The organism is Aquincola tertiaricarbonis, from assembly GCF_000969605.1.
Lineage (GTDB): Bacteria > Pseudomonadota > Gammaproteobacteria > Burkholderiales > Burkholderiaceae_C > Aquincola > Aquincola tertiaricarbonis.
Genome location: NZ_JZUE01000031.1, coordinates 1 through 21,573, shown reverse-complemented (window position 1 = coordinate 21,573; position 21,573 = coordinate 1). Strand labels below are relative to the sequence as shown.

The following is a 21,573-nucleotide window of genomic DNA, read 5'->3' as shown; positions in this document are numbered from 1 at the left end:
CCCTTGCATTGGCTACCGCGGACAGGGGCAAGGGGTATTCCCGGCATGCCGATGTGCGGCATGCGCCTTGCCCGGCGCAGCGCATGAACACCCCCCTGCCACCCGATCCGGCGGCCGCGCCGGCGCCTGCCGATGCGCGCACCCCGCCTCCCCCGCCGCCGCCCGAGGACGACAGCAAGGGCCCGCACGACGATGCGGGCAACCCGATCCAGAAGCTCTAGCTACTTCAGCGGCTGTTGCTGCTGGGCATAGCGCCCCACCAGCTCGCCGCGGGCCAGCACATGGCCCTGGGCCGCGGCCAGCACGGCGTCGCGGTCGCTGCCGGGCGGCAGGTCCAGCACGGTGTCCAGCGCCAGCACCTGGAAGTGGTAGGCGTGCGGCGGATCCCCCACCGGCGGCCGCGGGCCGTACCAGCCGGTGCTGCCACGGGTGGTCTTGCCCTGCAGCAGGCCCTCGGGGTCCTTCAGCCGCGGCTGTTCCTGCAGGCCTTCTGGCAGGTGGGTCACGCTCGCCGGGATGTTCCAGGCCACCCAGTGGACGAAGGGCTTGATCGGCGAGGCGTCGGGATCCTCCACGATCACCGCATACGAGCGGGCGCCCGGCACGGCCGTCCAGGCCAGCGAGGGCGAGACGCCATCGGCATATTCGCTGTGGCGCAGCGGGATGTCGCCGCCGGCCGGAATGCTGCCGGAGCGCACCTCGATGCGGCCGGAGGCCTGCGCCTGCGGCCGGGCCAGCGCGAGCGGCACGTTGTTGCCCTGCGCCACCTGGGCCTGCATGGCCTGCGCCGGCGCCTGCACCGGCTGCGCGGGCGTGGCCGCCGCCGCAGGTGCGGGCCGGCCGGCGATGCCGGTGTAGGCGATGCGGTAGATCACGCCATTGGCATCGTCGGCCATCAGCAGCGCGCCGTCACGGGCCATGGCCAGGCCCACCGGGCGGGCGAAGTGGGTGGCATCGTCCTCGTTGACGAAACCGCTGACGAAGGGCTCGATGCGCTGCGGCTGGCCGCCCTGGGCGAAGCGGATGCGCACGATCTCGTAGCCCGAGGCCGGCTTGCGGTTCCAGGAGCCGCGCAGGGCGACGAAAGCGTCGTTGCGGTATTCGGCCGGGAAGGCGCTGCCGGTATAGAACAGCATCTGCATCGGCGCCGCATGCGCGGTGTAGCCCAGCGTCATGGGCCGGCTCATCGCCTTCCACTGCGGCTTGCTGATGCCGCCCACCGGCGTGCTCTGCGGATTCAGCCCGCCCTCGCCCCACACGTGCGGCCAGCCGTACTGCTGGCCGCGCTCGATGCGGTTGAGCTCTTCCTGCTGCACGTCGTCGCCCAGGTAGTCGATGCCATGGTCCATGCCCCACAGCTCGCCGGTGGCGGGGTGCCAGTCGAAGCCGATGGTGTTGCGCAGGCCGCTGGCGAAGATGGTGCGGCTCTTGCCGTCCGGGCTCACGCGCAGCAGCGTGGCGTTCTCGGGGTTGCTCTCGTTGCAGGCATTGCAGGTGGAGCCCACGCTGAGGTAGAGCATGCCGTCCGGGCCGAAGGCCATGGTGCGGTTGGGATGCTGGCCTGAATCCGGCAGGTCGCCCAGCAACATCTTCAGCGGGCCGGGGCGGCCGTCGGGCTGCAGGTCGGCCACGAACAGCTCCTTCACCGTCACCAGCCACAGCTTGCCGTCGCGTATCGCCAGGCCGTGGGCGCCGGCACGGTTGAGCACGACCTGCGGCGTGCCGTCGGCGCGGCCGTCGCCATCGGTGTCCTTCATCATCACCACGTCGCCTTCCTCGCGGCGGCTGGCGTACACCGTGCCGTCGGGCGCCACCGCCAGGATGCGCGGATTGCCCAGCCCCTGGGCAAACGGCGTCACGCTGAAGCCCGGCGGCACCTTCAGCGATGCGATGCGCTGCGGCGTGGCCGGGGCCTTGTCGGGCTTGTACACATGCCCGGTGACCGGCACGTTGGTGCCATCGCCCTGCTGGGCGCCGGCTGCCAGCGGCAGCAGGCAGGCCGCGGCGGCGATTGCGGCAAGGCGGCACGCGCCGGGCGCGGGGCGGGAACTCTTGACCATCGGCAAACTCCTGTTCAAAGCGGATGCAGGGGGCCCGCACGGGCCATCGCGGCGCTTGGGCAACCGCCATGCCCCCGGCCTGATTGGCGCTGTCCGCACGCCGTGGCACACGCGTTGCCCCGGATGTGCCATGACACGCCAGACTCCGCCCACCCCGCACCGGCCCGCCGGCCGATGCGGCGGCCGCGCACGATGACCGCCGCCGACGGCTGCATGCAGCCCGCTTCGCCATTCCGCTCGTTCTGGATGGGCGGCTTCGAAGGCGCCGACCACATCAACGGCCTGCAGCAACCGCTGGACATGGCGCAGTCGAACGGCCACATCGATCACCTGGACGAGGACTACGCCGCCGCCGCCGCGCTGGGCATCCGCTGCGTGCGCGAGAGCATTGGCTGGCGCCTGGCCGAGCCCGAGACCGGCCGCTTCGCCCTGGAGCGTGCGGTGCAGATGGCCGAGACGGCGCGCCGCCATGGCGTGCAGGTGCTGTGGACGGTGATGCACTACGGCACGCCGGCCGACGTGAGCCTGTTCGACGACAGCATCGTGCAGCGGCTGCCGCTGTTCGCCGCCGAGGTGGCGCGGGTGCTGGCGCCGCTGTGCGACGAGCCGCCGGTGTACACGCCCATCAACGAGATCGGCTTCCTGGCGTGGGCCGTGTCCGAGACCAACCTCATGTGGCCTTACCACAGCCACCCCGGCGGCGAGGCCGACGGCCACGGCGGCGGCAGCCTGCGCAGCGGCTACGAGGTCAAGCGCCGGCTGGTGCGCGCGGCCATCGCCGCCATGCGGGCGATGCGTGCGGTGGACCCGCGCGCGCGCTTCCTGCATGTGGAGCCGCTGGTGCATGTGGTGGCCCCGGCCGACCGGCCCGAACTGGAGCCGCAGGCGCGCCAGGTGGCCAGCTACCAATGGCAGGTGTGGGACCTGCTGAGCGGCCGGCTGGAGCCGGAGCTGGGCGGCGAGCCCGAGCTGCTGGACCTGCTGGGCGCCAACCATTACCACAGCGGCCAGTGGGAGACCGGCACCGAGGCCCGGCTGGCCTGGCACCTGCGCGACCCGCGCCGCCGCGAGCCCGCCCTGCTGCTGCAGGACGCCTGGGAGCGCTATCGCCGCCCGCTGATGATCGCCGAGACCAGCCATGTGGGCGAAGGCCGCGCCGAATGGCTGCAGGACATGACCGGCCAGGCCGAGGCCGCGCTGGCGGCCGGCGTGCCGCTGCTGGGCATGTGCCTGTACCCGCTGATCGACCGGCCGGACTGGACCCACACCACGCACTGGCACCGCAGCGGCGTGTTCGACGTGCTGCCGCCCTCGGCCGCCGCCGCCCGCGCGCAGCCCCGGCGCGCGCATCGCTGGCATCGCCTCGGCGATCCCGCCACCCTGGCCACGCTGGTGCGCAGCCAGCACCGAATCCCCCAACCCAAGAAAGCCACCATGCCGACTCTTCTCGTCTTTTCCCATCTGCGCTGGGGTTTCGTGTTCCAACGTCCGCAGCAGCTGCTTTCACGCCTGGCGCGCGACTACCGGGTGGTTTTCGTGGAGGAGCCGGCACCGGGCGAAGGCCCGCCTGCCATGCATGTGCGCGAAGCCCTGCCGGGCGTGCAGGTGCTGACGCCCTGCACCGGCATCGACGCACCGGGCTTCCATGATGCGCAGCTGCCCGTGCTGCGCCCACTGCTGGAGGACTGGCTGGCCGAGGAAGGCATCGAGCGCCCCGTCGTCTGGTTCTACACGCCGATGGCGCTGCCGCTGATGGCCGACCTGGACCCGCTGGCCGTGGTGTACGACTGCATGGACGAGCTGTCCGCCTTCAAGGGCGCGCCCGTCCAGCTGCGCCAACGCGAGACGGCCTTGATGAAGACCGCCGACCTGGTGCTCACCGGCGGCCCCTCGCTGTACGACGCCCGCCGCGGCCAGCATCCCAGCGTGCACTGCCTGCCCAGCGCGGTGGACCCGGCGCACTTCGCGCCGGCGCGGCTGCTGCCGGGCAGCGTGGAAGCCGAGGCCGTGCGCGGCCTGCATGCGGACGTGGGGCATCCGCGCCTGGGCTTCTATGGCGTGATCGACGAGCGGCTGGACATCGGCTTGGTGGCGGCGCTGGCCGACGCCCGCCCCGACTGGCACCTGGTGATGGCCGGCCCGGTCGTCAAGATCGACCCCGCCAGCCTGCCGCAGCGGCCCAACATCCACTGGCCGGGCATGCAGCCCTATGCCGTGCTGCCGTACCTAGTGGCGGAGTGGGACGTGTGCCTGCTGCCCTTCGCGCTGAATGAATCCACCCGGTTCATCAGCCCCACCAAGACCCTGGAATACATGGCCGGCGAGAAGCCGGTGGTGAGCACCGCGGTGCACGACGTGCAGGTGCTGTACGGCGAAGTGGTGCGGGTGACGCACGGCGTGGCCGAATTCATCCAGGCCTGCGACGCCGCGCTGGCCGAGCAGCCCGCCGAGCGCGAGCAGCGCATCGCCGCGCAGCTGGACATGGTCTGGCGCATGTCGTGGGACGACACGGTGCAGGAGATCCGTTCGCTGCTGGCGCCCTACGCGGCCCAGGCCGCCAAGGCGGCCGGCAGCGAAGCCGCCGCGCTGCCCGCCGGCCGCCTGGCCGCCGCCACGCCGCGCGCCGTGGCCTGACCCTGGCCGCATGATGGAGCCGCCCGACACCGCCACGCCCAATGCCGAGGTGGCGCCCCGCGGCACCGGCACCGTGCTGGCGTGGACGGTGGCGGTGCTGCTGGTGGCCGGCGGGCTGAACTGGGGCCTGGCGGGCCTCTTCGGCATCGACCTGGTGGCCCGCCTGTTTGGCGATGGCACGCCGGCTGCCCGCGTCGTCTATGCAGCCATCGGCCTGGCCGGCGTGCTGGGTGCGGTGTTGTTGCTGCAGTGGAAGCACTTTGTGGCGCGGCCCGGGCTGCGCTGATGAGGAGAGCCAGATGGACACGACACGAGCCCCCTGGGACAGCGGCGACGTCATCTCGTCCGACCGCGTGGAAGGCACCGCCGTCTACAACACCGCCGGCGAGAAGCTGGGCAGCATCGACCACCTGATGATCGACAAGCGCAGCGGCCAGGTCCGGTTCGCGGTGATGGAGTTCGGCGGCTTCCTGGGCATGGGCAGCGACCGCTACCCGCTGCCGTGGGAAGTGCTGAAGTACGACACCACCCGATCCGGCTACGTGGTGCCGCTGGACAAGGACCAGCTGCAGGGCGCCCCGCGCTACACCTCCACCGACGTGCCGGCCTACGACATCGACTACGGCCGGCGGGTGCACAGCTACTACGGCGTGGACATTCCCTGAGGCCGGCGCAGCGCCAGGGACAGCACGGCCAGCAGAAAGGCGGCACCGCTGACCACGGTGCGCAGGTGGTTGGCCGCGTTCCAGCGCTCGCGGGTCAGGGCCCAGTCGGCCGGCAGGGCCGCCGGTGGCCATGACTCGGTGTAGGCGTTCAGCGGCAGGTTCACCTGCCGGGTGAACACCACCACGCCGGCCGCATACAGCAGGCCGGCGGCCACCAGGCCCCAGCCCCAGGCGCCGCGCCCGCGCCACGCGGGCAGCAGCGCCAGCCCGCACCACAGCGGCGGCAGGAAGAAGAAGACGAAGAAGGCCGCGTGCCGCACATGCCGGTTCAGCGCCGACTGCACCACGGCATACAGCGGCCCTTCCAGCCCCTGCAAGGCGGGCGACACGTTGCCGCTGTAGGTGGCGAAGAAGCCGGCCATCAGGCCGAGCCAGAAGACGGCGGCCACATGGCAGCCGTGGGACAGGGCGGAGGAAACAGGAGGCTTGCGCTGCATGAAGCCACTGTGTCCGGCCGCCCGGCCACCTGCCTTAACACCGGATAAGCCATGGCATGCGGGTCAAGGCGACGCCGGCGGCCACGCGGCGCGCAGGCGCGACAGCGACACGTCGGTGATGCCCAGCCACGAAGCCTGGTGGCGCAGCGGGATGCGCTCGCACCACGCGGGGCGTGCCGCACGCAGCGCCCGGTAGCGTGAAGCCGCGTCGCACTGCAGGAACAGGTGCTCGCGCCACAGCTTCTCGTCCAGCAATTGCTGCAGCGCCTGCTGCTGCAGCAATTGCCAATCCGGCTGGCCGGCCAGCAGCGGCTGGATGTCGTCCATGGCCAGCGCATGCAGCCGGGCCGGCTCCAGTGCGGCGATGAAGAAGTCCACAGGACCATCGCGCAGCGTGGGCGTCAGCGGCCACAGCGCCTGGCCTTCGAAGGCGAAGTTCTTGTTCCACTCGGCGCCGTGGCGATCCAGGTAGTACAGCCGCAGCGCCCCGCTTTCCAGCAGCCACAGGTGCCGCCAGCGGGTGCCGGCGCGCAGCAGCGGCTGGCCCTTGTCCAGCTGCACCGGCCGCGCGCAGGCGGCCAGCTGGCCGCGCAGCGCGGCCGGGGTCTGGGGCAGCAGGGTGGCGAGGCGGGTGGCAAGCCAGGACATGGCCGCGAATGTAGCGGCCGCGGCCGGCCCGGTGCGGGCGCTCGGGTTCTCAGGCCAGGCCGGCCTTGTCCAGCCCATAGGGCTTGTCCAGCGATCCCGGCGGGGTGAGGAAGGCCACGCCGGCGCGGTTCCAGGCGTTGATGAGCATCACCTGGTAGGTGAGGTCGGACAGCTCCGTCTCGCTGAACTGCTCGCGCAGCTCGGCATACAGCGCATCGGGAATGCCGCCGGGCGCCAGGCGGGTCAGCGCCTCGGTCCAGGCCAGGGCGGCCCGCTCCCTGGGGCTGAACAGCGGCGATTCGCGCCACACCGGCAGGTGGTAAAGGCGCAGCTCGCGCTCGCCGTGCAGCTTCGCCTGCTTGCTGTGCATGTCCAGGCAGAAGGCACAGCCGTTGAGCTGCGAGGCGCGGATGTCCACCAGGTGCAGCAGGCCGGGATCGACATGACCGCGGCGGACCACGGCCATGTTCAGGTCGGCCAGCTTCTTGAACAGCTCGCTGGACAGTTGCGCATGCTGGAGGCGGGGCAGGGTACTCATGGATGACTCCTTGGGTGGGTTGACCTCCACAAGACGAGTCAGCCCCGGCGGTTGTGACAGCCGGGCGGCAGGCGCATGGGCTGGAAGCGGATGCCGTGCGCGGCGTGCACGTCGCCAGCGGCCTGGAAGCCCAGCCGGCGATAGAACCCGACGGCTGGCAGCGAGGCGTTGACGGTGAAGGCGGCGTGGTCGCCGCCTGCCGACTCGGCCTGCGCCCGCGCCTGGCGCCACAGCCGCGTGGCCAGGCCCTCGCCCTGGTGGGCCGGTGCCACGAAGAGGTGGAACACATGCCAGGTATCGCGCAGGGCGATGAAACCGGCCAGCGCGCCATGCTGCTCGGCCACCGTGAAGCGGTAGCGCGGGGACTCGATGTAGCCGCGCTCGGCCGCCTCGCCCACCGACTGCCAGAAAGGCGCCGCCGCCGGGTCGTCCGGCGTGACGAGGAAGGACTGCGCCAGCGGCTGGATGAGCGCGGCGATGGCCGGGGCGTCGGCGGGGATGGCGGGGCGCAGGGGCATGGTGGCGGAAGCGATGGGCCGGACCAGCAGGTTGCTCGAACCGTCGTGCGGGTCAAGGCGTCTGCCTGTCGTTGGCGCTGATCGTAAGGCGCCGCCTCTGGCGGCGACGACGACCAGGACGGCCGAATCGGCGCATGATCGAGCCCACCTTCGCACAGCACGGCCCGCTTGCCTAGACAAGTCATCCCATGCCCTCGACACCCTCCTCCACGATCCCTCCCTGGCTCGCCGCCGCCCGCGCCCACTGGACCTGGCGCGGCGGGCAGCGGCCCGCGTTCGCGGTCACGCCCGGCCCGCACCAGGAATCGGTGTGGGACTACCCGCGCCCGCCGGCCCTGGTGCCGGACACCCGCGAGGTGACCATCCACTGGCGGGGCCGGCAGGTGGCGCGCACGCAGCGGGCCATCCGGTTGCTGGAGACCTCGCATCCGCCCAGCTTCTACCTGCCCTGGGCCGACGTGGACCGCACGCTGCTGCAGCCCGCGGCCGGCAGCTCGTTCTGCGAATGGAAAGGCCCGGCGCAGTACTGGAGCCTGGTGTCCGCCGACAGTGGCGAGCGGCTGGAAGGCGTGGCCTGGAGCTACCCGCGCCCGCTGGCCGGGGCGGAGGCCATCGCCGACTGCGTGGCCTTCTACGCCACCGGGCTGGACTGCCGCGTGGGTGGCCAGCCGGTCACGCCGCAGCCGGGGGGCTTCTATGGCGGCTGGGTGACGCCGGAGCTGGTGGGGCCGTTCAAGGGCGGGCCGGGGTCGTCGGGCTGGTGACCCGCTGCGCGGGCGCGGGCCTCACGCCTGGCTGAAGAAGCGGTCGGCGCTCAACGCCGGCTCGCCGTCCCAGCGGTAGGCCACCAGCGGGCCGTCGCGGCCGGCGGAATAGTCCACGCAGGCCACGGTGGGCGTGAGCACCGCAGGCGTGCCGGTCATCCAGTAGTGGCCGATGAAGGTGGGCACGCTGCCATGGTCTGACACCACCGGCGCGGCCAGCGGCAGGTCGGGGATGGCGTGGCGCTGGTCTTCCTGCACCAGCGCCATGTCGCGGTACGAGCGGCCCTCGGGCTGCCACCAGCGCACCCGCACCGCATCGCGTGCATGGCCGCCATGGTCGAGGAAGCGGGCGCCGGCCGGCAGCGGCATCTCCAGGCCCTTGGTCAGGCCGCCGATGGCCTGGAACTGCGGCGTGCCGGGCGTGAAGGCCGCATGCAGCAGCTCACCCTGCAGCAGCGGGTCCTGCTGGCGCCAGGCCAGCGCCTGGTCCACATGCGGCTGGTGCCACCAGGCATGCACCACGCGGATGGCCCCCAGGTCCAGCGTGAGCGGCAGCGTGCGCAGCCAGCCCAGCACCTCCTGGTGCAGGGCCGAGCCCTCGCCCACCTGGCGGAGGAACTCGGCATGCTGGGCGCAGTTGGTCGCGCTGTGGGCGCGCAGGAACTGCTGGGGCGCTTCCGGCCGCCGCACCACGTAGCCCAGCGCATTCAGCTCATGGTTGCCCATCACCACGCGGGCATGGCCGGCGTCCACCATCGCACGCACCAAGTTCACCACCGCCACCTGTTCCGGCCCGCGGTCGATCAGGTCGCCGACGAACACCGCCTGCCGGCCGGGCGGCGGCCGCCAGCTGCCGTGCAGCGGCGTGTACCCCAGGCCGCGCAGCAGCGCCTGCAGCTTGCCGGCCTGCCCGTGCACATCGCCAATCACGTCGTATCCCATCGGCCAACTGCCCCCCGCATGTCTGCAACCGGGCCATTGTGCGACACTTCGTGGCAACTTGCCACTAACCCTCGCACCATGCCGGACCATCGCCCCGCCGCGCCCTACCCCATGCCGTTTACGCGGGTGGAACTGGCCGTGCTGGCCGTGCGGGAAGGGCGGTTGCAGGCGCTGCTGGCGCTGCGCAAGGCCCGGCCCCACGCAGGCCAGTGGGCGCTGCCTGGCGGCGTGGTGCGCATCGACCTGGACGACACGCTGGAGCAGGCGGTACAGCGCATTGCGCTGGAGCGGCTGCAGGTGACGCCGCCGCACATGCGGCAGGTGTGCACCGTCGGCGGCGCCGCGCGGGACGCCCGCGCGCCCTGGGCCTTGAGCGTGGTGTACCGCGCCCTGCTGCCGCAGGCCGATGGCCTGGCGCCGACGCCGGGCAAGCGCATCGAGGCCCTGGCCTGGCGCCCGGTGGACGATGCCATGGACGACCGCACCCTTGCCTTCGACCACGCAGCGCTGCTGGCGCGCGCGGTGGCCGCCACGCGCGACGAGGTGGCTCGCCTGGACCTGCCGCCCGGCTTCATGCCGCCGGCCTTCACCCTGGGCGACTTGCAGGCGCGCTGCGAACAGGTGCTGGGCCGGCCGCTGGACAAGTCCAGCTTCCGCCGCCGCCTGGCCGCGCGCGAGCTGGTGCAGCCGCTCGCCGGCGAGCTGCGCACCGGGGCCTTTCGGCCGGCGCAGCTCTACGGCCTGCTGCCGGGCGTACCCACCGCCGGCTGACCTGCTGCGGCGCTGGCGGCCTGCGCCGGCTCGAGCAGCGCCGGCGACAGCGGGCCGCGCGGGCCGCCGCGGTGCATGCCGTGCGCGGCATAACGGGCATCGCCTACGAACAGGCCGCCGGTGCGCTGCACGATGGCCGCGGGGTCGGGCACGCAATGCTGCTCGCCGGCGGTGATGCCTTGCAGGTCGGGGAACACCAGGTCGCCAGCCTGGATGGGCGCGATCTTGCGGAAGATCGACATGCCCGGGCAACGCGCCGGCTCCGCATGCCGGCGGTGGGTGGGCAGGCTGAGCATCTCGGCGCGGCCGGTGCCCAGCATGGCCAGCACCACCAGGCCCAGGTCGTCGAAGACGAAGGTGTCGTGCAGCGCGAACAGGCCGCCCAGCTTCAGCCGCGGCAGGTAGTGCGCCAGCTCGGCCGAGAGGTGCGCATAGGTGTGCAGCGAATCGAAGAACATGAAATCGCACTGGCCCGTGCCCAACGCCTGCGTGAGGTCGAAGCGCAGCGAATCGGCCCGCACCGGCACGATGCTCTCGGCGAGCGTCGATCCCTCGAAGAACAGGTTGGCCGCAGGCGCCGGGTCGATGGTGATGACCTGCGCGGCCCGCTCGTCCACGAAGCGGGCGCCGGCGGCCAGGTGGCAGGTGGAAAAGCCGCGCGAGGTGCCGGTTTCCAGGATGCGGGCGCTGCGGGTGTTGACCACCAGCGAGTACAGCAGGTCGGCCACCGGCACCTCGATGCAGTCGTAGTGCACCTGCGGGTACAGCGCCCGGTACTGCGGCACCTCGGCGCGGGTCAGGCGCCGGTTGTGCTCGCGCAGCGGCAGGTGGTAGCCGCCGCTGGCCACGTCGTACAGCGCGCGGCAGGCCAGTGCGGACTCGGGCAGCGACGCCAGCAGGGCTTCAAACATCGGGCTCTCCTCGTGCGGCCGGCGCCTCGGGCAGCTGGTGCACCGCGCGCCAGTAGGCTTCCTGCGCATAGCCGGCCGCGCCTTCGGCATAGGCCGCCTGCAGCGCGGGCAGCCGTCGCAGCAGCTCGCGCCACAGCCGGATGAAGCCGCGCAGCTCGGCGAAGAAGCGCGGCCGGTCGTACACCGCCACGTAGCCGGTGCCGCTGGGCTGGTGCTCGTACAGCACGCTGCGATAGCGGAACACCGCGCCCGCACGGCCGTGGAAGGCCTTGTCCTGCAGCGTCATGCGGTTCTTCAGCAGTGCATCGGGCAGCAGGAAGCCCTGCAGCGTGAGCAACCGCAGCAGCCGGCGCCCCCGCCCTTCGCGGCCCTGGCGCGGCGGCCGCGCCTGGTAGGCGGAGCGGTCGATGGGGCGCAGCTTCTCGTCGGGCTGCCAGCTGGCGATCTCGGCGCGCACCGCGGCCAGGTCGATGTGCTCGTTGAAGAACGAAGGGCCCTGCAGCACATGCCGCACTGCCAGCGCCACCGCACGGGCGCTGCTGTAGTGGTAGGCGCTGAGCTGCTTGACGAACAGCCGGCTGGCCACCCAGCTCACGCCCGAGCGGGCCTTGCCGCCGGCCAGCAGCGCCAGCACCAGGTGGTAGCGCGCATCCAGGTAGGCGGTCATGGGGCTGTGCTTGACGCTGAAGTCCTCGCCCAGGCAGGCCACGCCGTTGAGCGTGGCGATGCGGAAGCGGTTGGCCAGGCCGAAGTGGATGTCGTCGCCGCGCACGAAGAACGGGAAGGGATAGGCCTTCACCTCGCCGATGGGAAAGGCGAAGAACCACCAGGCGCCGTAGTCGGGCCGCACGGTCACGCGCTCGGCCTCCATCAGGTGGTCCACGCGGCGCATGTCCAGCCCCGGCGACAGCGGCCGCACCTGGCCGTCGAAGCGGGCGCCCTTCTCCAGCAGCTGCCAGGGCGCGGCCTCGCGCAGCAGCGCGCCGCACACGGCCAGGCCGGGATCGGTGGCATGGCGCAGCAGCGCGAAGGTGCGGGCGATGGCATCGGCCTCGCAGGAGGCGTCGTCATCCATGAAGAGGGCATGGGAGTGCGCGCCGCCGTCCTTCAGCGCCAGCAGCCCGCGCATGAAGCCGCCGGTGCCGCCCAGGTTGCGGCTGGGAATCACCTCCACGCCGGGGCCGGGCTCCAGCCCCAGGTTGCCGGAGTTGTCCACCACGGTGAGCGTGATGTGGGGCTGCAGGTCGGGCCGCTGCAGCAGCGTGCGCCGCAGGCGCTCGATGGCCGGCAGCACCTGCTGCTGGCGGTTGAAGTGGGTGATGACGATGCCCAGCCGCACCGGCTGCCGCGGGGCGTCGGCGGTGACCCAGGCAGCGCCGTCCAGCCGGCCGGGGCGGCGCGCGCGCAGCGTCCAGAACAGCATGCCGTCGGCCAGCGTGGGCCAGGCGGGCAGCGGCAGTTCCACCGGTGCGCCTTCAGCCAGGCTGAGCGCATGCTCGGCCAGCCACAGCGACGCCTGGCCGCTGCGGTGCAGGCCGATGCGCAGCACGAAGTCGCCCACGCCGGCCACCACCAGCGACAGGGTGGCGAGCGCGCAGCGGCGCTGCCAGGCACCCACCGACAGGCCGTTGTAGAAGGTGTCGGTGGAGGCCACGCCCCCGGTGTCGAACTCCACGCAGCCGGCATCCAGCCGCGCCCAGGCGCGGTCGTTCAGCCGCAGGCTCATGTCCTCGCTGGCGGGCACGTGCAGGTTGGGCAGCACCAGGCTTTGCAGGGTGTTCATCAGTGCATGCTCTGGGTGCGCACCATGCGGGCATACAGGCCGTCGGCCTGCATCAGCTCCGCATGCGGGCCGCTTTCCACGATGCGGCCCTCGTCCATCACCACGATGCGGTCGGCCCGGCGCACCGTGCTCAGCCTGTGGGCGATGAGGATGAGCGTGCGCTGCCCGCGCAGCCGGTCGATGGACTCATGCACCGCGCGTTCCGATTCGCTGTCCAGCGCGGAGGTGGCCTCGTCGAAGATCCACACGCTGGCGTCCTTGTACAACGCGCGGGCGATGGCCAGGCGCTGGCGCTGGCCGCCCGACAGCCGGCTGCCGTTGATGCCCACCGGCGTGTGCACGCCCTGCGGCAGGCCTTCGACGAAGGTCCACAGGTCGGCCGCCTGCAGGCACTCGCGGGCGCGGTCGGCATCGCGCGGCAGGGCATACACCACGTTGTCCTCGATGCTGCCGTCGAACAGCACGATGTCCTGCGACACCACCGCGAACTGCCGGCGCAGCGACGCCTTGCGTACCGTGGCCAGGTCCACGCCGTCGATGCGCACCTGCCCGCTGGCCGCGCGCACGAAGCCCAGCAGCGCGGCCACCACCGTGCTCTTGCCCGCGCCCGAGGGGCCCACCAGCGCCACCGTGGCACCGGCGGGGATGTCCAGCGACACCTCGCGCAACGCCGGCCGCTCGCTGCCGGGGTAGCTCACGCTCACCTGCTCGAAGCGCAAGTGGCCCTGGGTGCGGCCCAGCTCGGCCTCGCCGGTATCGGGCTCGGGCGGGGTGTCGATCAGCGCGAAGCAGGCCCGCGCCGTCACCAGCCCGCCGACGATGGGCTGCGACAGGTCGGCCAGGTGCCGCAGCGGCGAGATGGTCATCAGCAGCGCGGTGACGAAGGCCACGAAGCTGCCCACGGTGGCGCCGCCGTTGGCCGCGTCCACCAGCGCCAGCGTGACGATGAGGGCCACGCCCAGGCTGGTGACCACCTGCGTCAGCGGCGTCATCGACGCGCCGGACGCCGCCACCTTCAGCGTGGCCCGGCGCAGCCGCTCGGCCTCGGCGCCGAAGCGCTGCTGCTCGAACTCCGCCGCGTCGAAGGTGCGCACCACCCGCCAGGCCCGCACGATGTCGTCCACGATGCCGGTGAGCCGCACCTGCGATTCGTACGAGCGGCCGCTGACCGCCAGGATGCGCTTCTGCACCTTGCGCACCACCACCGCCAGCAGCGGCACGATGACCAGCGAGATGAGCGTCAACCGCCAGTCCAGGTACATCAGGTAGGCCAGCAGCGCGATGAGCGTGGTGCCGTCGCGCAGCAGCGTGGTGATGGCGCCGGCGATCGAGCTGGTGGCGTTCACCGGATCGTTGATCACGCGCGAGGCGGCAACGCCGGGGCTGATCTGCGCATACAGCCCGGCATCGGCCCGCATCACCGAGGCGATGACGTCGCGCCGCAGCGCCAGCACCGCCTGCGAGGTGGCCCGTGCGAACAGGTAGCTGGCGCAGAAGTTGAGCCCGCCGCGCACCGTGAACAGGCCGATGATGGCCACCGGCGCCAGCCAGATCGGGAAGCCCGCCGCGCCCTTGGTGCCGAAGCCGCTGTCCAGCATGCGGTGGAACAGCGCGGGCAGCAGCGGGTCGATGGCGCCGGAGCCGAAGAACAGCAGCACCGCCAGCACCAGCGGCGCACGCTGCGGCCGCGCATAACGCGCCAGCCGCCAGGCCGCGGCCTTCAGCGGCATGTCCGCGCCGCCGGCCACCACGCCGCCATGGGCGGCCCGCGGATCACGCGCGGCGGAGATGCTTGCGGCGCCCATTCAACCTCTTCAACCAAAACACGAAACGGGTGGTCCAGGGCAGCTGCGCATCCCGCACGCAGCGCTCGAACGAATACTTGGCGATGGCGCGAATCTCCTTCAGGCCGTGGCGCTGCACCACGGCGGCCGCATCACGGCGGGGGTCCATCTCGGGATGGTTGCGGTACAGCTCGCCACCCACCGGCCGCGTGTGGCGCACCGGCGTGGCGTCGATCACCGCGATGCCCTGAAGACCGGCCTTGGCGCACAGCTGCGGCCACACCCAGTCCAGGCCCCACCCGCTGCGGCTTTCATCGAAGGTGCCGGCGCACAGCTGCAGCGCCTGGCGGCTGAACAGCGGCGCCATCACCTCCACGAAGCCGGTGTAGCGCAGGTGGTAGCGGCGGTCCTGCAGCAGCGTGTTCCAGGTGCGGTAGGAGTCCAGCGTCAGCGCCGGCTGCGCCAGGCAGAGCTGGTAGGCGCGGAAGAAGGCGAACATGCGGTCGATCACCTCGGTGCGCACCGCCAGGTCGTCGTCCGGGAACCAGAACACCTCGTACTGCTCCAGCAGCTCCGGCCGCTCGCGCAGCAGGTCGGCCAGGGCCGGCCACTTGGGGCCGCGGCGCAGCTCGTAGTGGTCGGCGCTGTCGCTGTAGCGGCCGGGGCTGCGGCCGTAGTAGCTGACGAAGAGATCGAAGTCGCGCGGTCCGTCGGCGATCCATTCCTCGTGCAGCGAGCTGTCGCCCGCACGCAGCACCACCAGGTTGCGGCGGTGCGATGCGGGCGGCGTGCCGTGCGCCTCAGGCGACATCACGCCGTGCCGCCGCATCCGCGGCGCCTGCCAGCGCGGGCCCGGGCGCCGCGGCCGGTGGCCGGCCCAGCCGCCGCAGCGCCTGCCAGTTGTGCAGCGTGTAGCCCGCCTGCAGCGCCAGCTTGTGCAGCCGCATGCCCAGGCCGGCGCAGCCGCGGCGTGAATCGATGCTGGACTGCCGGCTCATCTCGGCCAGCCGCACCGGATAGGGCAGCAGGCCGTACAGCGCCAGGTCGTTCTCCCACCAGTGGCGCAGGTCGATGTCCACCGGCCGGCCGAAGGGCCTGCGCGTGGCCAGCAGCTTGTGCGCGCCACGGCGGCTGATCACGTAGGCGCAGGTGTGGCTGGGCACGCGCCGGTAGCGCACCAGCTCCAGCCCGGGCCCGCAGGGCAGGCGGTGGTGCACCTGCTCCTGCGCGCGGCCGTAGAGCTTGATCACGTCCCAGGGCAGGTCCATCGCCTCGACCTGCGCCAGGGCCGCCGGCAACGTGGGGTCCAGCGCCACGTCGTCCTCGAAGATGGCCAGCGAGCGCTCGCCGGAGGCCACCAGCCGGCGCCACAGCGCCAGGTGGCTGGCATAGCAGCCGATCTCGCCGGCACGCAAGGGCTTGTGGTACTGGCGGCGGTTCAGCTCGGCGCTGTAGAGGCCGGCACGCTCCTGCACCGGCAGCAGGTGGCCCGGCACGGCCTCATGCCGCAAGGCTTGCAGGCCCAGGGCCTGGAACTGGCGGCGCGTGTGCGCCCAGCGGTCCGGCTCGGTGGCCAGGTTGATGACGGCAATGTCCATGGGAAACAGTGAGGCGGGGCGGCACGGGGACGGTGGAATGCAGCCCCGTGATGGCAATGCGCGTACCAGCGCGGCGGGCTTTACATGCCGGCGCCCGGACGGCGCGCCCCGGCACGGGCGGTGCGCAAGGTGAGGGACCAGCGCAGCGCCGCCACCGGCGCCACGCTGTGCTGCCACTGCCAGCGCGCCGGCCCGCGCAGCAGGTAGATGGAGCGCGGCGCCGCCGTCACCGCCAGGATGTCGGCCCGGCTGCGGCGCGCGGCGCCGGGCTCGTAGGGGCGGAAGCGCAGCACCGCCGGTGCGCCCAGCGACAGGCCGATCACGTCCTCGAAGTCGGGCACGTCGCGGTGCCAGCCCAGCGGCGTGCCGGGCGCGTATTCGGCCACCAGCGCATGCACCAGGGCCGCGGGCGCAATGCCGGCCCAGGCCGCCATGCGGTCGCGCCAGGGTTGCAGCGCCGCCGGCAACGGCTCGGCCGGCAGCAGGCGGTTGCTGTCGTAGTCGAAGCTGCCGCCATAGCTCACCACGCGGCGGCGGGCGGTGTAGTCCTTGTAGCGGGCGGCAGCCAGAGGCAGCTGCCGCAGCAGGGTGATCAGATCGGCCTCTTCCGCCGTGCTGAGAAACTCGGGGCCGTAGACCATGCCGGGCGGCAAGGCGGGCGGCGGTTCGGGCAGATCGAACAGCGAGCCTTGCTGCATGCCCTAGCCCCGGTCCGGCCGCGCGCCCACCCCCCGTTTCACGCGGGGCGCATCCACACAGGCACCCGGGTTGCTCCGCTGCGGCGGAACACCTGCCAGCAGCAACACCCCTGTTTCATGTCCCTGCACGACGACGACACCAAGAACAACCCCCGCGCCCGCATCCTCATCGTGGAGGACGACGACGACGGCGCGCAGGCGCTGCAGGCTTTGCTGGAACTGGAAGGCTACGAGGTGTGCACCGCCCCCAACGGCGCCGAAGGCCTGGCCGTGGCGGCGCACTTCGACCCCCACATCGTGCTGCTGGACTTGAACCTGCCGGTGGTGCATGGGGTGGAAGTGGCCCAGCACCTGCGCGTGAACGAACACGCCATGCGCCGCGTCATCATCGGCATCACCGGCCTCAGCTCGGCCTACCCGGCCAATGCCCTGGCCTTCGACCACAAGCTCAGCAAGCCGGTGGATGCGGATGCGCTGTTCGCCTTGCTGCGCCATGAGTGGCAGGAACGCTTCGCCGATTCCCCCTACGCCTTCTGACGTCGGGCCGCCGTCGCCGGCACCGGGCCCTTGAGCGAGCTGGGCGCATCCAGCCCCGCCCCGTCGGACACGCCCACGCCCAGCCGGCTCACCAGCTCGCCGCCCAGCCAGGCCGTGGCCAGCGACAGCGCCGCACCGCCGAAGGACAGCGCCAGCGCCCCCGCGCCCGGCTCCAGCGTGCCGCGACCGCGCAGCCAGGCGCTGAGCGCGAACATCACCACCACCAGCGCATTGCCCGCTCCGTGCAGCGCGCCCACGCGCCGCGCCCGCGTGCCGTGCGGAATGGCAAGCCAGTCGACGGTGCCGAACGGGGCGGCCACCAGGCCACCCACCACGCCGGCCACCATCAGCCACCAGCTCACCACCGTCAGGTCGGAGCGGTCCAGCATCAGCCAGCCGATGTCGAACAGCACCGCCGTGGCCAGCAGGCCCAGCGGAAACACGATCAGCATCTGGTGAACGGGGTGGCCCAGCACCTTGGCGCGGCTTTCCATCTCAGCTCCTTCATGGCTTGTGCCCGTTCGGCAAGCTGCATGCCGCGGGCAAGCTGCGATCATGCGGCCATGCACACGCCCATACCGCCCACGCTCACCGTCCAGGACATCCTGGCCGCGGCCGACCGGCTGCGCGGCCACCTGCTGGAAACGCCCTGCGTGCCCTCGCGCACGCTGTCGGCCATCACCGGCTGCGACGTGTTCCTGAAGTTCGAGAACCTGCAGTTCACCGCGTCCTTCAAGGAACGCGGCGCGCTCAACAAGCTGGCCCAGCTGACCGACGAGGAGAAGGCCCGCGGTGTGCTGGCCGTCTCGGCCGGCAACCATGCGCAGGGCGTGGCCTACCACGCGCAGCGGCTGGGCCTGCCGGCCACCATCGTGATGCCGCGCTTCGCGCCGGCGGTGAAGGTGGACAACACCCGCCGCTTCGGCGCCGAGGTGGTGCTGGAGGGCGACACCTTCGACCAGGCCCGGGCCCACGGCCTGCAGCTGGCGCAGGAGCGCGGCCTGACGGTGGTGCACCCCTATGACGACCTGGCCATCGCCGCCGGCCAGGGCACGCTGGGGCTGGAGATGCTGCAGCAGCAGCCCGAGATCGACACGCTGGTGGTGTCCATCGGCGGCGGCGGGCTCATCGGCGGCATGGCGGTGGCCGCGCGCGCGGTGCGCCCGGGCATCGAGATCGTGGGCGTGCAGACCGAGCGCTTCCCGGCCGTGTTCAATGCCAAGAAGGGCGAGAGCCGCGCCTTCGCGCAGACCACCATCGCCGACGGCATCGGCGTCAGCTCACCGGGGCTGCTGACGGTGCCCTTGATCCACCAGCTGGTGGACGACGTGGTGCTGGTGGGCGAGGACACCATCGAGCAGGCGATCCTGATGCTGCTGGAGATCGAGAAGACGGTGGTGGAAGGCGCGGGCGCGGTGGGCCTGGCGGCGCTGCTGGCGCACCGCGAGCGCTTCGTCGGCCGCAAGGTGGGCCTGGTGCTGTCGGGCGGCAACATCGAGCCGCTGCTGCTGGCCGAGATCATCCACCGCGGCATGGTCAAGTCGGGCCGGCTGGTGCGGCTGCGCATCAACGTGCGCGACGTGCCGGGCACGCTGGCGGTGGTGGCGCAGATGCTCAGCGAACTGGGCGCCAACATCGAGGAAGTGCAGCACCACCGGGCCTTCAGCTCCTTGCCGGTGGAGCGGGCGCAGATCGAGGTGGTGGTTCAGACACGCGGCCATGCGCATGTGGAGACGATCCTGGCGACCGTGGCTCAGCGGGGGTTCGAGGTCCAGCTGGTGAAGTGACGCGGCACCCGGCCGGGAGAAGCACGGGGGGAAGCACCCGGCTCCACGGGTGCCTGAAGCCACCGCCAGGCGGGTTGCCCATGCTGCCTGGCAGCGGCCCGGCGCTCGCCTGGACGGCGTCAGGCCTGAGCGGGGACAGCGTGCGCCATGTCGTGCAGGCTGAAGTCCACCGCCGCCAGCGCATGCAGCCGGGTGGTGTCGAACAGCGGCACCGGGCTGTCCTCGGGGCGCACGATCATCGGCAGCTCGGTGCAGCCCAGCACCATGCCCTGCGCGCCGCGCTGCACCAGGCTGTCGACGATGGCGGCCAGCCGCTCGCGCGATGCCGGCCGCACCTGGCCCAGGAACAGCTCGCCGAAGATGATGCGGTGGATGGCTTCGCGCTGCGCCTCGTCGGGCGTGATGCAGCGGATGCCGTGCCGCGCCAGGTGCTCCACGTAGAAGGGCAGCTCCATCGTCATGCGCGTGCCCAGCAGGCCTACCGTGCGCACCGGCGTGGCGAGGATGGCCGCGGCCAGCGCATCGGCGATGTGCAGCAGCGGAATGCCCGCCTCGGCCTGCACCGCGTCGGCCACCCGGTGCATGGTGTTGCTGCCGATCAGCACGCACTGCGCGCCGCCCTCGGCCAGCCGGCGGCCCGCGCGGCCCATCAGGCCGGCCATCGCGGCCCAATCGCCGGCCTTCTGCAGCGCCGAGATGGGCTCGAAGTCCAGGCTGTGGATGGTGATGGAGGCCGAGCGCAGCCCGCCCAGCCGGCGGCCCACCTCGCGGTTGATGGTCTGGTAGTACAGCGCGGTCGATTCCCAGCTGAGGCCGCCGATCAGGCCGATGGAACGCATGTTCATGAAGGGCTCCGGTGCGAGTTGCGTGCTGCGGAAATTGTCTGGCGCGGGCCGGGGAAGCCGCATGCATTGCATGCCCCGTACCGCGCCGCCGATAGCATGGCGTTCCATTCAAGCGACCCACCATGAAACTGGATGCCATCGACAGGAAGCTGCTGGAGCTGCTGCAGCAGGACGCCACGCTGCAGGTGGCCGAGCTGGCCGCGCAGGTGCACCTGTCCACCACGCCCTGCTGGCGGCGCATCCAGCGGCTGAAGGAGGCCGGCGTCATCACGCGACAGGTGGCGCTGGTCGATCCGCGCAAGGTGAACGTGGGCGTGACGGTGTTCGTCACCGTGCGCACCAGCCAGCACACGCCGGCGTGGTTCGAGCACTTCCGCGCCACGGTGCAGGCCATTCCGGAGGTGGTGGAGTTCTACCGGATGAGCGGCGACATCGACTACCTGCTGCGCATCGTGGTGCCCGACATCCAGGCCTACGACGGCGTGTACAAGCGGCTGACCGACGGCACCCAGCTGCATGACGTGAGCTCCAGCTTCGCGATGGAGGAGATCAAGTTCACCACCGCGCTGCCGCTGGGCTACGCATCCTGACACCACGGGGCCACAGGCCGTCCGTGCGCGGCAGGCACAATCCGCCCTTCGCGCCGACCTGACCGACGCCCTTGCCGATGACCTCCGAAGCCTCCGAACACACCCCCGTGCCGCCGCTCGACCCCGAAGGCGCCGCCCGCCCGGCCGCCCCTGCACAAGAGCCCGTGCCCGCGGCCACCGAGCCCGTTGCCGATGCGCCCGAGGCGCCTGCCGCGGCCGAAGCCGGCGCTGCCGAGCCGACCCCCGGTTCGCAGGCGGGCGAGGCGGCCTTGGCCGAAGCGCCGGTGGGCGATGGCGATGCCGATGGCGGTGGCGAGCCTGCGGGTGCCGAGCCTGCCGAGCCGGCCGCCGGCAAGCCGGCTGGCGGCCGTGCGGCCGACCTGTCGCCGGCGCAGTGTGCGGCGCAACTGGCCGAGCGCTTCCCGGCGCTGTTCGGGCGCCATCCCAAGCCGCTGAAGCTGCGCATCCAGGCCGACATCCAGCAGCGCGCGCCCGGCGTGTTCAGCAAGCGGGCGCTGTCGATCTTCCTGCACCGGCACACCGGCAGCACCTCCTACCTGATCGCGCTGAGCAAGGCCAAGGAGCGCTTCGACCTGGACGGACAGCCCGCCGGCGAGCTGAGCGAGGAACATCGCCAGGCCGCCATCGAGGAACTGGCCCGCCGCCGCACCAACCACCAGGCGCGGCGCGAGCAGGAAGAGCAGGGCCGTCGCGAGCGTGCCGACCTGCTCTACGCCTTCGAGCGCACCACGCTGACGCCGGCCAACTTCTGCGCCCTCAAGGGCATCGCGCCCGAGTCGCTGGACAAGCTGCTGGAAGTGGCCCGCAAGGAGGCCGCCGAGCGTGCACTGCAACCCCCGCCGCGCCGCGAAGGCTTCGGCGGCGGCCCGGGCGGCCCGGGCGGCCGCGGTGGCCCGGGTGGCCGCGGGCCGCGTGAAGGCGGTGGCGGCGGCCGCCCGGAGTTCGGCTCCGGCCGGGGCGAGCGTGGCGGCGAACGCGGCGG

At 72.2% G+C, this 21,573-nt stretch carries 24 protein-coding genes; 10 read left to right on the top strand and 14 right to left on the bottom strand.

The window, feature by feature from the left end; all coding sequences use genetic code 11:
• Positions 1-83: 83 nt before the first annotated feature.
• The gene (locus tag VO99_RS29780; protein ID WP_198157054.1) at positions 84-221 is read left to right on the top strand and encodes a hypothetical protein; all 138 of its coding nucleotides are present in this window, start codon (positions 84-86) and stop codon (positions 219-221) included.
• On the opposite strand, the gene VO99_RS24490 is transcribed toward VO99_RS29780, so the two are convergent.
• Positions 222-2,060 carry a YbhB/YbcL family Raf kinase inhibitor-like protein gene (locus VO99_RS24490; RefSeq protein WP_046115567.1) on the bottom strand — a complete coding sequence of 613 codons (1,839 nt, stop codon included), beginning with the start codon at positions 2,058-2,060 and terminating at the stop codon, positions 222-224. It lies immediately after the preceding gene.
• 192 nt (positions 2,061-2,252) lie between these two features.
• Between VO99_RS24490 and VO99_RS31545 the strand changes: the two genes are divergently transcribed.
• The 3 genes from VO99_RS31545 to VO99_RS24475 are packed head-to-tail and all read left to right on the top strand — an operon-like array spanning position 2,253 to position 5,359.
• The gene (locus tag VO99_RS31545) at positions 2,253-4,694 is read left to right on the top strand and encodes a glycosyltransferase (RefSeq protein WP_052736607.1); all 2,442 of its coding nucleotides are present in this window, start codon (positions 2,253-2,255) and stop codon (positions 4,692-4,694) included.
• 10 nt (positions 4,695-4,704) lie between these two features.
• Complete coding sequence (locus tag VO99_RS24480) at positions 4,705-4,980, top strand: DUF378 domain-containing protein (RefSeq protein ID WP_052736606.1); 276 nt, start codon at positions 4,705-4,707, stop codon at positions 4,978-4,980.
• Positions 4,981-4,993: 13 nt separating this feature from the next.
• Positions 4,994-5,359 (top strand): PRC-barrel domain-containing protein, encoded by a 366-nt coding sequence (locus VO99_RS24475; RefSeq protein WP_046115600.1) that lies wholly within the window; start codon positions 4,994-4,996, stop codon positions 5,357-5,359.
• Here VO99_RS24475 and VO99_RS24470 read toward each other — a convergent pair.
• The 4 genes from VO99_RS24470 to VO99_RS24455 form a co-directional block, all read right to left on the bottom strand.
• Entirely contained in the window at positions 5,338-5,856 is a 519-nt protein-coding gene (locus tag VO99_RS24470; RefSeq protein ID WP_046115566.1) for an anthrone oxygenase family protein, read from the bottom strand. The two genes, VO99_RS24475 and VO99_RS24470, sit on opposite strands and share 22 nt — an antisense overlap.
• 63 nt (positions 5,857-5,919) lie before the next feature.
• Entirely contained in the window at positions 5,920-6,504 is a 585-nt protein-coding gene (locus VO99_RS24465) for a Crp/Fnr family transcriptional regulator (protein ID WP_052736605.1), read from the bottom strand.
• A gap of 49 nt (positions 6,505-6,553) precedes the next feature.
• Positions 6,554-7,042, bottom strand: a complete 489-nt coding sequence (locus VO99_RS24460) for a carboxymuconolactone decarboxylase family protein (protein WP_046115565.1) — start codon at positions 7,040-7,042, stop codon at positions 6,554-6,556.
• Between the two features lie 38 nt (positions 7,043-7,080).
• A complete protein-coding gene (locus VO99_RS24455; RefSeq protein WP_046115564.1) occupies positions 7,081-7,560 on the bottom strand; it encodes a GNAT family N-acetyltransferase in 480 nt (159 codons plus the stop codon).
• Between the two features lie 188 nt (positions 7,561-7,748).
• On the opposite strand from VO99_RS24455, the gene VO99_RS24450 reads away from it, so the two are divergent.
• Positions 7,749-8,324 carry a DUF427 domain-containing protein gene (locus tag VO99_RS24450; RefSeq protein ID WP_083440903.1) on the top strand — a complete coding sequence of 192 codons (576 nt, stop codon included), beginning with the start codon at positions 7,749-7,751 and terminating at the stop codon, positions 8,322-8,324.
• Between the two features lie 21 nt (positions 8,325-8,345).
• On the opposite strand, the gene VO99_RS24445 is transcribed toward VO99_RS24450, so the two are convergent.
• The gene (locus VO99_RS24445) at positions 8,346-9,266 is read right to left on the bottom strand and encodes a metallophosphoesterase (RefSeq protein WP_046115562.1); all 921 of its coding nucleotides are present in this window, start codon (positions 9,264-9,266) and stop codon (positions 8,346-8,348) included.
• Between the two features lie 78 nt (positions 9,267-9,344).
• On the opposite strand from VO99_RS24445, the gene VO99_RS24440 reads away from it, so the two are divergent.
• Entirely contained in the window at positions 9,345-10,037 is a 693-nt protein-coding gene (locus VO99_RS24440; RefSeq protein WP_052736604.1) for an NrtR DNA-binding winged helix domain-containing protein, read from the top strand.
• Here the strand turns inward: VO99_RS24440 and VO99_RS24435 are convergent.
• The 6 genes from VO99_RS24435 to VO99_RS24410 form a co-directional block, all read right to left on the bottom strand.
• Positions 10,001-10,948: a class I SAM-dependent methyltransferase gene (locus VO99_RS24435; RefSeq protein ID WP_046115561.1), complete on the bottom strand. Its 948-nt coding sequence runs from the start codon at positions 10,946-10,948 to the stop codon at positions 10,001-10,003. The genes VO99_RS24440 and VO99_RS24435 overlap by 37 nt on opposite strands.
• Positions 10,941-12,731 carry a glycosyltransferase family protein gene (locus VO99_RS24430; RefSeq protein ID WP_046115560.1) on the bottom strand — a complete coding sequence of 597 codons (1,791 nt, stop codon included), beginning with the start codon at positions 12,729-12,731 and terminating at the stop codon, positions 10,941-10,943. The genes VO99_RS24435 and VO99_RS24430 overlap by 8 nt, the downstream gene beginning before the upstream one ends.
• Entirely contained in the window at positions 12,731-14,536 is a 1,806-nt protein-coding gene (locus VO99_RS24425) for an ABC transporter transmembrane domain-containing protein (protein ID WP_232315520.1), read from the bottom strand. The genes VO99_RS24430 and VO99_RS24425 overlap by 1 nt, the downstream gene beginning before the upstream one ends.
• Positions 14,505-15,326, bottom strand: coding sequence for a DUF707 domain-containing protein (locus VO99_RS24420; protein WP_046115559.1), 822 nt, complete (start codon positions 15,324-15,326; stop codon positions 14,505-14,507). The genes VO99_RS24425 and VO99_RS24420 overlap by 32 nt, the downstream gene beginning before the upstream one ends.
• Positions 15,316-16,113, bottom strand: a complete 798-nt coding sequence (locus VO99_RS24415; protein ID WP_052736603.1) for a glycosyltransferase family 25 protein — start codon at positions 16,111-16,113, stop codon at positions 15,316-15,318. The genes VO99_RS24420 and VO99_RS24415 overlap by 11 nt, the downstream gene beginning before the upstream one ends.
• Before the next feature lie 80 nt (positions 16,114-16,193).
• Positions 16,194-16,811, bottom strand: coding sequence for an alpha-ketoglutarate-dependent dioxygenase AlkB (locus tag VO99_RS24410; RefSeq protein WP_046115558.1), 618 nt, complete (start codon positions 16,809-16,811; stop codon positions 16,194-16,196).
• Between the two features lie 117 nt (positions 16,812-16,928).
• Between VO99_RS24410 and VO99_RS24405 the strand changes: the two genes are divergently transcribed.
• Positions 16,929-17,348 (top strand): response regulator, encoded by a 420-nt coding sequence (locus tag VO99_RS24405; RefSeq protein WP_046115557.1) that lies wholly within the window; start codon positions 16,929-16,931, stop codon positions 17,346-17,348.
• Here VO99_RS24405 and VO99_RS24400 read toward each other — a convergent pair.
• Entirely contained in the window at positions 17,336-17,842 is a 507-nt protein-coding gene (locus VO99_RS24400; RefSeq protein ID WP_046115556.1) for a DUF2231 domain-containing protein, read from the bottom strand. The genes VO99_RS24405 and VO99_RS24400 overlap by 13 nt on opposite strands.
• 69 nt (positions 17,843-17,911) lie before the next feature.
• Here VO99_RS24400 and VO99_RS24395 point away from each other — a divergent pair, with 69 nt between their 5' ends.
• Positions 17,912-19,135: a threonine ammonia-lyase gene (locus VO99_RS24395; RefSeq protein ID WP_046115595.1), complete on the top strand. Its 1,224-nt coding sequence runs from the start codon at positions 17,912-17,914 to the stop codon at positions 19,133-19,135.
• Positions 19,136-19,254: 119 nt separating this feature from the next.
• Here VO99_RS24395 and VO99_RS24390 read toward each other — a convergent pair whose 3' ends face one another.
• Positions 19,255-19,980 carry an aspartate/glutamate racemase family protein gene (locus VO99_RS24390; protein WP_310733673.1) on the bottom strand — a complete coding sequence of 242 codons (726 nt, stop codon included), beginning with the start codon at positions 19,978-19,980 and terminating at the stop codon, positions 19,255-19,257.
• Between the two features lie 128 nt (positions 19,981-20,108).
• On the opposite strand from VO99_RS24390, the gene VO99_RS24385 reads away from it, so the two are divergent.
• Both VO99_RS24385 and VO99_RS24380 read left to right on the top strand, forming a co-directional pair.
• The gene (locus VO99_RS24385; protein WP_046115594.1) at positions 20,109-20,570 is read left to right on the top strand and encodes an Lrp/AsnC family transcriptional regulator; all 462 of its coding nucleotides are present in this window, start codon (positions 20,109-20,111) and stop codon (positions 20,568-20,570) included.
• Between the two features lie 77 nt (positions 20,571-20,647).
• Positions 20,648-21,573, top strand: a 926-nt coding sequence (locus tag VO99_RS24380) for a ProQ/FINO family protein (protein ID WP_232315517.1), incomplete at its 3' end; no start/stop codon positions are given.

Coding starts and splice junctions, on each gene's coding strand:
- VO99_RS24400 (WP_046115556.1), bottom strand. CDS start 17,842: ATGGAAAGCCGCGCCAAGGTGCTGGGCCACCCCGTTCACCAGATGCTG.
- VO99_RS24405 (WP_046115557.1), top strand. CDS start 16,929: ATGTCCCTGCACGACGACGACACCAAGAACAACCCCCGCGCCCGCATC.
- VO99_RS29780 (WP_198157054.1), top strand. CDS start 84: ATGAACACCCCCCTGCCACCCGATCCGGCGGCCGCGCCGGCGCCTGCC.
- VO99_RS24490 (WP_046115567.1), bottom strand. CDS start 2,060: ATGGTCAAGAGTTCCCGCCCCGCGCCCGGCGCGTGCCGCCTTGCCGCA.
- VO99_RS24450 (WP_083440903.1), top strand. CDS start 7,749: ATGCCCTCGACACCCTCCTCCACGATCCCTCCCTGGCTCGCCGCCGCC.
- VO99_RS24395 (WP_046115595.1), top strand. CDS start 17,912: ATGCACACGCCCATACCGCCCACGCTCACCGTCCAGGACATCCTGGCC.
- VO99_RS24460 (WP_046115565.1), bottom strand. CDS start 7,042: ATGAGTACCCTGCCCCGCCTCCAGCATGCGCAACTGTCCAGCGAGCTG.
- VO99_RS24445 (WP_046115562.1), bottom strand. CDS start 9,266: ATGGGATACGACGTGATTGGCGATGTGCACGGGCAGGCCGGCAAGCTG.
- VO99_RS24440 (WP_052736604.1), top strand. CDS start 9,345: ATGCCGGACCATCGCCCCGCCGCGCCCTACCCCATGCCGTTTACGCGG.
- VO99_RS24465 (WP_052736605.1), bottom strand. CDS start 6,504: ATGTCCTGGCTTGCCACCCGCCTCGCCACCCTGCTGCCCCAGACCCCG.
- VO99_RS31545 (WP_052736607.1), top strand. CDS start 2,253: ATGACCGCCGCCGACGGCTGCATGCAGCCCGCTTCGCCATTCCGCTCG.
- VO99_RS24455 (WP_046115564.1), bottom strand. CDS start 7,560: ATGCCCCTGCGCCCCGCCATCCCCGCCGACGCCCCGGCCATCGCCGCG.
- VO99_RS24480 (WP_052736606.1), top strand. CDS start 4,705: ATGATGGAGCCGCCCGACACCGCCACGCCCAATGCCGAGGTGGCGCCC.
- VO99_RS24420 (WP_046115559.1), bottom strand. CDS start 15,326: ATGTCGCCTGAGGCGCACGGCACGCCGCCCGCATCGCACCGCCGCAAC.
- VO99_RS24425 (WP_232315520.1), bottom strand. CDS start 14,536: ATGGGCGCCGCAAGCATCTCCGCCGCGCGTGATCCGCGGGCCGCCCAT.
- VO99_RS24390 (WP_310733673.1), bottom strand. CDS start 19,980: ATGAACATGCGTTCCATCGGCCTGATCGGCGGCCTCAGCTGGGAATCG.
- VO99_RS24475 (WP_046115600.1), top strand. CDS start 4,994: ATGGACACGACACGAGCCCCCTGGGACAGCGGCGACGTCATCTCGTCC.
- VO99_RS24415 (WP_052736603.1), bottom strand. CDS start 16,113: ATGGACATTGCCGTCATCAACCTGGCCACCGAGCCGGACCGCTGGGCG.
- VO99_RS24435 (WP_046115561.1), bottom strand. CDS start 10,948: ATGTTTGAAGCCCTGCTGGCGTCGCTGCCCGAGTCCGCACTGGCCTGC.
- VO99_RS24410 (WP_046115558.1), bottom strand. CDS start 16,811: ATGCAGCAAGGCTCGCTGTTCGATCTGCCCGAACCGCCGCCCGCCTTG.
- VO99_RS24430 (WP_046115560.1), bottom strand. CDS start 12,731: ATGAACACCCTGCAAAGCCTGGTGCTGCCCAACCTGCACGTGCCCGCC.
- VO99_RS24470 (WP_046115566.1), bottom strand. CDS start 5,856: ATGCAGCGCAAGCCTCCTGTTTCCTCCGCCCTGTCCCACGGCTGCCAT.